The sequence below is a fragment of the Streptomyces sp. NPDC059371 genome (genome assembly GCF_042751995.1).
GTDB lineage: Bacteria > Actinomycetota > Actinomycetes > Streptomycetales > Streptomycetaceae > Streptomyces.
Genome location: NZ_JBHYXD010000182.1, coordinates 1 through 7,185, shown reverse-complemented (window position 1 = coordinate 7,185; position 7,185 = coordinate 1). Strand labels below are relative to the sequence as shown.

Sequence of the window (7,185 nt, the reverse complement as noted above, 5' to 3'; positions counted from 1 at the left end):
GTCCTGTTCGGTGGTCGCCGGGCACATGAGCGCCATGTTGTGGAACGGGGTCAGCAGGATGCCCCGGTTGGCGAGATACAGGTGGAGGAAGTCCTCCAGCTCGGTGTCGGCCGCCGCGGCCGATTCCGTTCCGGTGCGCGGCGCGGGATCGGCGAACCGGTATTCCGTACGGGCTCCGAGACGGCTCACCGACCACGGCAGACCCCATGCGTCGATACCCGCCCGCACACCGGCCTCGAAGCGTTCGGAGAGCTTCGCCATCGTGTCGAACGCGGCGTCGGTGAGGACGTGTTCCAGGGTGGCGCGCGTCGCCGCCGTGGACAGGGCGTTTCCGGCGAGGGTGCCGCCGACGCCGCCCATGTCGACCAGGTCCAGATCGGCGCGGCCGAGCAGCTTGTCGGCGAGTTCGGCCGAGAGCCCGTACGCCCCGGCCGGGATCCCTCCGCCGATCGCCTTGCCGATGGTGAGCATGTCCGGCTCCAGGCTCCACGCGGCGGTGCAGCCACCGGGGCCCGCGGAGAAGGTGTGCGTCTCGTCGTTGATGAGCAGGGTCCCGTACTGGCGCGTCAGTGCGCGGACGCCCTCCAGGTAGCCCGGCTCGGGCAGCACGATGCCGATGTTGGTGAGCGCGGGCTCCATGAGGACGGCGGCGACGTCGCCGTGGGCGAGCTCGCGTTCCAGTTGCTCCAGGTCGTTGAACTCGGCGACCCGGCTGGTGAGGGTGACGTCGCAGGGTGCGCCGACGTTTCCGGGGCGGGCGGTGCCGTGGCCGTCCGGGCCGACGACGATCAGCGACTCGTCGACGCTGCCGTGGTAGCTGTAGCTGTTCACCAGGATCTTCGGGCGGCCGGTGACCGCGCGCGCCAGGCGGATGGACCAGCGGTTGGCGTCGGTCGCGGTGAGCGAGAAACTCCAGCGGGCGAGCCCGAAGCGGCGGGTCAGTTCGGCGCCCACCCATTCCGCGTCCTCGGTGGGCAGCATCGCGGTCGCGCCGCCGCTCTCGGCGAACCGCGCCCGTACCGCCTCGGCGACCACCTCGGGCGAGTGACCGGCCATGGCGCCCGTGTCGCCGAGACAGAAGTCGATGTACTCGTGGCCGTCGATGTCGGTGACGCGGGCTCCGCGGGCGCTGTCCAGATAGCGCGGGAAGGCTCCGGCGGTCTTGTTCATCCAGGTCATCGGGACGCGGCCGAACAGGTGCTCGGCGCGCTCGTACGCGGCCCTGGAGCGCGGGTTTCGACGCTCGGCCTCGGCGCTCTCACGAGCCAGGAGCTGCTGCAGGCGAGTGCGGTCCATCGAGGGCTCCTCTGTCGGTCGACCCGGTCGGCCCGGTCGCGGTGCTCGGTCGACGACACGTTCGACGAGCGGTTTCGGCCAGAGTACGAACGCATACGGCGCGAAAGCAAGCCCAAACAATCGATTCGGGTGCCGCGGCAACCGAATCGACCGTGGATGAACATCAGGGCACTTGATGCAGTGGCCTACCGGCTGCCGACTACCGAGTACCGGCCACCGGAAGACCTACGGGGCCCACACCCGGTCCGCGTAGTCCACGAAGTTCCCGCCGAGGATCTTCTCGATGCGTTCCGAGGTGTAGCCGCGCTGCTCCAGCAGGCGGACGAGCTTCCGGAACTGGTCCACTCCGCTCAGGTCGAGCACGAAGGGAAGCGTGTCGTCGCGCTCCCCCGCCGCGCCGACACCCGCCTGGCGCCGCAGGGCCACATGCTCGGCCAGGTGCGCGCGGTAGGTGTCGAGGTCGTCGATGGACGTCACGGTCCCGTCGGTGCCGATGCCGACGGCGTCCTCGCCGCACACGTTCACCGCGTGGACGATGTGCTCCACGACGTCGGCGGCCGTCGCGTGGCCCGACACGTTCAGGAACGGCATGAAGTAGATGCCCACGAAGCCGCCGCGCGAGGCGACCAGGCGCAGCTCCTCGTCCGTCTTGTTGCGGGGGAGATCGGCGAGCGCGCGGCAGCCGGTGTGATTGATCGACACGGGGAGCCGGGCCGTCTTCGCGGCCTCCAGACAGGTGCGCTCGCCGCTGTGGGAGAGGTCGACCATGAGGCGGTGCTCGTCGAGGGCCTCCACGACACTGCGGCCGAAGTCGGTCAGTCCCCGGTTCTCCGGCGCCATGGAGCCGTCACCGATGTGATTGGCCTGGTTGTACGTGAGCTGGACGACCCGGACGCCGAGATCGGCGAACGTGGCGACGCGCCCGACGTCGTCGCCGACCGCGACGGCGTTCTGGAAGCCGTAGACGACCCCGATCCGGCGCTCCTCCCTGGCCCGGTGGATGTCCGCGACCGTACGGACCTTCAGGAGGTCGGCCGCGTTGTCCCGGATGATCCCGTCCCAGACCGCGATCTCGTGCAGCGTGTGCTCGTACGGCGGCAGATCGCCCATCGTGTAGCCGAGGGTGATGTTGACGGCGGTGAGGCCGGAGGCGTGGGCGTCGGCCAGCGTGCGGGCGTCGACGGTCATCTGCTCGCTGGAGGGGTTGAGCTGCGCGGCGGCCTCGGCCGACTGCGGGGCGTTCGGATTGTCGAGCTGCCCGAGCGCGTTGACGATCATGGGAAGGTCGGTCATCGGGTCTCCTCGGCAGGGCGGGTCACGTCGGTGGGGCGGGTCACGTCGGCGGCGGGGGTGGCGGCGGGCACCTCGGACCCGGGGCCCTGAGCGCCCTCGGACCGTCCGGCGCCGGGGGCCGCCCCGTCGAAGTCCCGGCGCTCGAAGCGCCGGCCGCGCTTGACGGTCAGCGTGACGCTGCGCAGGTGCGTGATGTCCCGCAGCGGATCGTCCTCCAGGACGACGAAGTTGGCGAGCTTGCCCGCCTCGACGGTGCCCATGACGTCCTCGGCCCCGGCGCTCCGGGCACCGATCAGCGTGGCCGAGCGCAGTACCTGCGCGGGCGACATCCCACAGCGGTCGACGAGGAACACCAGCTCGTCGTACAGGGCGGGGAAGGGGTCCTCGGCGTCGGTCTCGTAGTCCGTGCCGGTCGCGATCTCCACACCGGCGCGGTGGGCCTGGGCGGTGAGCACGGCGGCGAGCTCGGTGTTGGCCGCCGCGCGCTCGGCGTCCTCGGGACCCTCGCCCGCGAGGGCCTCGCTCGCCCACATGCCGGCGGTCGCGTCGAGGACCGTACCCCGACGGCGCATCAGGGCGAAGAGTTCCTCGACCCGGGGGTCGTCCCCGGCGGCGAACCGCTCGTGGTCGACCTTCGGCTTGGTCTTGTAGCTGGTCAGCGGCTCGTCCGTGCCTTCGAACGCGAGCAGGGTGACGTGCGAGACGGTGTCCGCGCCGGCCTCGACGATCTCGCCGGGCGAGGCCGGGAAGACGGTGGCGTGGGCCCAGACGGGGACGCCCTGGCGGTGCGCCTCCGCGGTGATCGCGGCGACGGTGTCCCGGTCGAGATCCGCGTACACCTTGATCGCGGAGGCATGGGTGCCGCGGGCAAGCGCGACGGCGATCGTCAGGTCGGTGTCCTTCGTGACCGCCTGCATCCACGGAACGGCGCCGGGGGTCTCGCCCTGGGACACCTGGTGCGTGCGCGGGTCGTCGAAGAAGCCGGGGCCGGCCATCAGCGCGGCGTAGCGGATGTCCGGGCCGGGGATCTCGCCGACGAGCGTCGCCCGCGCGAGGTCGCCCACCTGGCGCAGGTCGTCCGCCATGTCACGGATGGCCGTGACGCCGCTGTGGACGAGCCGGCGCAGTACCGCCTCGGCGACGGTCCGGTCGGGCGGGGTCGCGATGTGCTGGTGGGCGTCGATCAGACCGGGGATGACGAAACGGCCGTCGAGGTCGAAGATCCGGGCGTCCGCGGGCAGGCCCTCGGCGATCACGGCGTCGTCGCCGACGGCCCGGATGACCTGGCCGTCGATCACGATCGACGTCGAGCTCCGGGCCGGAGCGCCGGTTCCGTCGAACAGTGTCGCGCCGCGGTACACCGCGACGGCGCCCTTCACCGCGGGCGCGTGCGGGGCCGGTGCGCCCGAAGTCTCGTCCGTCATCTTCACCTCAGTAGTCGCCGTGCCCGGACCCCGGCAGCCGCCGCGTCCGGGCCGATGGGCCGCTTCATGGTTCTTGTTACGCTCTACGTAACAGACGTATCGTCTCTCGCAACATGCGCTACCGTACGCTCACATCTCACGACGTCACAAGGAGGGGCCGGAATTGCCCGAGGCACCCCGCAGCGCGGTGGACAAGGCCCTGGACCTGGTCGAAGCCGTTGCCCGCGCGTCCCAGCCGCCGCGTCTCACCGACCTCGCCGAGGAGGTCGGGCTGCATCGCGCGACCGCCTACCGCGTGCTCGTCGACCTGGTACGGCGCGGCTGGGTGCTGCGCGCCGGCGACCGCTATCTGCCGGGCACGGCGGTCCTTCAACTGTCGTCCTCGGCGGCCCGGAACTCGCTCGGCGCCCTCGCCGGCTCGGTTCTCGCGGCGCTGTCCGAACGCACCGGACTGATGGTCAACCTCCAGGTGCCCGAGGTCGACCGGTCCCGCGTGATCGACGTCGTGCGGCCCGACCGGCTGGCGATGATCAGCAGTCTGAACGGCCGGGCCCTGCCCGTTCACCGGTTCGCCGGCCCGCTCGCCCTCGTCGCCGCCCTCGCCCCGGCGGAACGGGGCCCCTATCTGCGCGCCGCGGAGGAGTCCGGCCACCCGCTGGACGGACCCGAAGGGCTGCTGGCCGACATCGAGGAAGCCGAACGCACGGGATTCGCCGTCGAGTACGGGCGCAACGAACAGCCGGTCGCCTCGGTCGCCCGCGCGGTGCTCACCCGCCCTGGAGCGCCGGTCTGTGCCCTCACGCTGGTCGGTCTGGGTCCGGACTTCGACGAGGCCCGACTGCCCGGCCTGCGGGAGCTTCTGCGGGAGGCGACGGACGAACTGGCACGGATCCTGTCCGGCACCGAGGCCTCCGAGGTCACCGGGAGCACCGAGACCACCGGGGCCGCCGGAACCACCGAGACCACCGGAACCACCGGAACCACCGAGACCGCCGAGACCGCCAGGGTCACCGGGGCCGCCGGAACCACCGAGGCCGCCGAGGCCGCCGGGGTCACTGGGGCCGCCGAGACCGCCGAGACCGCCGGGCAAGCGTCTCCGCAGCCCGAGTCCCCATCCCGGCCCCTATCCACTTCCCTCTCCCTCTCTCCCTCTCCCTCCCCCTCCACGCCCACCGAAGGCCCGGCATGAGCGAGATCCTCTTCCTCGACGGGGCGCAGACGCGCGCCGCACTCGATCCGCGGCGCGTCCTGGACGCCGTGGCCACGGCCCTCGTCGCCATCGGCCGCGACGAGGTCTCCGTACCGCCGCGGATCGCCGCGCACACCCCGCACGGCCTGCTCGGCGCGATGCCCGGTCATGTGCCCGGTCTCGGGCTCGCGGCCAAGCTGGTCTCCGTGTTCGCCGACCCGGCACGGCCGGGCCGCAGCAGTCACCGGGGGATCGTCGCGCTCTTCGACGAGACCGACGGCCGCCCGCTGGCCCTGATGGACGCGGAGCCGCTCACCGAGATCCGTACCGCGGCGACCGCCACACTGAGCGCCCGCGCGCTGGCCCGTCCGGACGCCGACCGGGTCGCCGTCGTCGGAACGGGCGCTCAAGCGCGCGCCCAGATCGCGCTGCTCGCGGCCCTGGCCCCCGAGACCCCCGTCCTCGTCGCGGGCCGCGATCCCGGGCGGGCCGGGAGCGCCGCCGCGCTCCACCCCGCCGGCCTGGCCACGGAGAGCATCGAGGAGGCGGTACGAGGGGCCGGCACGGTGTTCTGCTGCACCGGCGCCGTCCGCCCGGTCATCCGTCGCGCCTGGCTCGCCCCCGGCACCCACGTCAGCTCGGTGGGCGGCTCCCACGGGCCCGAGCTGGACGCCGACACGGTCGGGGACGCCACCCTCTTCGCCGAGTGGCACGGCGCGGCCACGACCCGGCCTCCGTCCGGCGCCCACGAGCTGCAGGACCTCCCGCCCGAGCGGAGCGTGACGCTCCTCGGTTCCGTCCTCGGCGGCGATCACCCCGGCCGGCGCGACGACGACGAACTCACCCTGTTCAAGTCGACCGGCCACGCCGCCCTGGACGTCGCGGCCGCGCATGTCGCCGACGCCGTCGCCCGCGCGGAGGCGTGGGGCACCCGCGTCGCCATGTGAGGCGGGGTCCGGGTGTCCGCCGCGGGCCCGTGGACTTTCCTCCCCCGGTTCGACCATGCTGAAGGTGCTTCCGCCGTTTCCGCCGGTCCGGGACGGACCGTGGGCCCGGCGGAACGGGACGCGAAGGGAGGCCGTCGCCCATGAGACGGACCGGAACGGACGGACGCGGAGTACGGGAACGGCTGGGCAGCGCGCTGTTCACCCGGGTCGCGGGCCCGGAGGGGCCGAAGAACCGCGCCCGTATCCACGGCACGCCCGGCCCCCGCTGGTTCGGCCCTGAGCGCCCCATCCGCGCCGTGCACGGGGACGCGTCGATGTTCATCGGCGGCCTGTCCGCGCTGCTGCTCCAGTCGCTGCACCCGCTCGCCATGGCCGCCGTCTCCGCGCACTCGGGCTTCCGCGGCGACCCTTGGGGAAGGCTCCAGCGCACCAGCACCTTCCTCGCGGTGACGACGTACGGGACGGCCGAGAGCGCCCAGGACGCCTGTGACCGGGTGCGGGCGGTCCATGAGCGGGTGCGCGGTGTGACTCCGGACGGGACGCGGTACCACGCGGCGGATCCCCACCTCCTCGGCTGGGTCCACGTCGCCGAGGTCGACAGCTTCCTGCGCGCGCATCAGCGGTACGGCGCGCGGCCGCTGTCCGAGGCCGACCGCGACGCCTACGTGGCGGACACGGCCCGCGTCGCCGCCGCGCTGGGCGTCCTCGACCCGCCCACGACCGTCGCCGACCTCGCGGAACGGCTGGCCGCGTACCGCGGCGAGCTGCGGGCGACGCCGCAGGCACGCGACGCCGCGCGCTTCCTGCTGCTGAACCCGCCGGTGCCGCTCGTGGCCCGCCTGCCGTACGGGGTGCTGGCCGCGAACGCGGTGTCCCTGCTGCCGGCCTGGGCCGCCGCCGAACTCCGGCTGCCCCGGCTGCCGTTGGTCGACAGTGTGTGCGTGCGTCCCCTCGGCAGCGCCTTCACGTCGGCCGTGCGCTGGGCGATGGCGCCGCAGCGCGCACGAACCGTCCAGGGGGTCGCCTGAAGGGCGCT

The 7,185-nt window shown here is 73.0% G+C and carries 6 protein-coding genes; 3 read left to right on the top strand and 3 right to left on the bottom strand.

Annotation, left to right across the window (positions count from 1 at the left end; translation table 11 throughout):
- From ACFXGX_RS42720 to ACFXGX_RS42710, 3 genes are all read right to left on the bottom strand, one after another.
- A partial coding sequence (locus ACFXGX_RS42720) for a transaminase (RefSeq protein WP_384803747.1) occupies nucleotides 1-1,296 on the bottom strand: 1,296 nt, incomplete at its 3' end.
- Nucleotides 1,297-1,521: 225 nt separating this feature from the next.
- Nucleotides 1,522-2,589, bottom strand: coding sequence for a dipeptidase (locus ACFXGX_RS42715; RefSeq protein ID WP_384803744.1), 1,068 nt, complete (start codon nucleotides 2,587-2,589; stop codon nucleotides 1,522-1,524).
- On the bottom strand, nucleotides 2,586-4,013 hold the full coding sequence (locus tag ACFXGX_RS42710) for an amidohydrolase family protein (RefSeq protein WP_384803741.1): 1,428 nt from the start codon (nucleotides 4,011-4,013) through the stop codon (nucleotides 2,586-2,588). Before ACFXGX_RS42710 ends, ACFXGX_RS42715 begins: the two co-directional genes overlap by 4 nt.
- 163 nt (nucleotides 4,014-4,176) lie before the next feature.
- Here ACFXGX_RS42710 and ACFXGX_RS42705 point away from each other — a divergent pair, with 163 nt between their 5' ends.
- The 3 genes from ACFXGX_RS42705 (at nucleotide 4,177) to ACFXGX_RS42695 (ending at nucleotide 7,177) form a co-directional block, all read left to right on the top strand.
- Nucleotides 4,177-5,202 carry an IclR family transcriptional regulator gene (locus ACFXGX_RS42705; RefSeq protein WP_384803738.1) on the top strand — a complete coding sequence of 342 codons (1,026 nt, stop codon included), beginning with the start codon at nucleotides 4,177-4,179 and terminating at the stop codon, nucleotides 5,200-5,202.
- On the top strand, nucleotides 5,199-6,149 hold the full coding sequence (locus ACFXGX_RS42700) for an ornithine cyclodeaminase family protein (RefSeq protein WP_384803735.1): 951 nt from the start codon (nucleotides 5,199-5,201) through the stop codon (nucleotides 6,147-6,149). Before ACFXGX_RS42705 ends, ACFXGX_RS42700 begins: the two co-directional genes overlap by 4 nt.
- 140 nt (nucleotides 6,150-6,289) lie before the next feature.
- The gene (locus ACFXGX_RS42695) at nucleotides 6,290-7,177 is read left to right on the top strand and encodes an oxygenase MpaB family protein (protein ID WP_384803732.1); all 888 of its coding nucleotides are present in this window, start codon (nucleotides 6,290-6,292) and stop codon (nucleotides 7,175-7,177) included.
- Nucleotides 7,178-7,185 lie beyond the last annotated feature (8 nt).

Bases quoted from the DNA above. Each gene is read 5' to 3' on its own strand.
- ACFXGX_RS42695 (WP_384803732.1), top strand. From the start codon at position 6,290: ATGAGACGGACCGGAACGGACGGACGCGGAGTACGGGAACGGCTGGGC.
- ACFXGX_RS42715 (WP_384803744.1), bottom strand. From the start codon at position 2,589: ATGACCGACCTTCCCATGATCGTCAACGCGCTCGGGCAGCTCGACAAT.
- ACFXGX_RS42700 (WP_384803735.1), top strand. From the start codon at position 5,199: ATGAGCGAGATCCTCTTCCTCGACGGGGCGCAGACGCGCGCCGCACTC.
- ACFXGX_RS42710 (WP_384803741.1), bottom strand. From the start codon at position 4,013: ATGACGGACGAGACTTCGGGCGCACCGGCCCCGCACGCGCCCGCGGTG.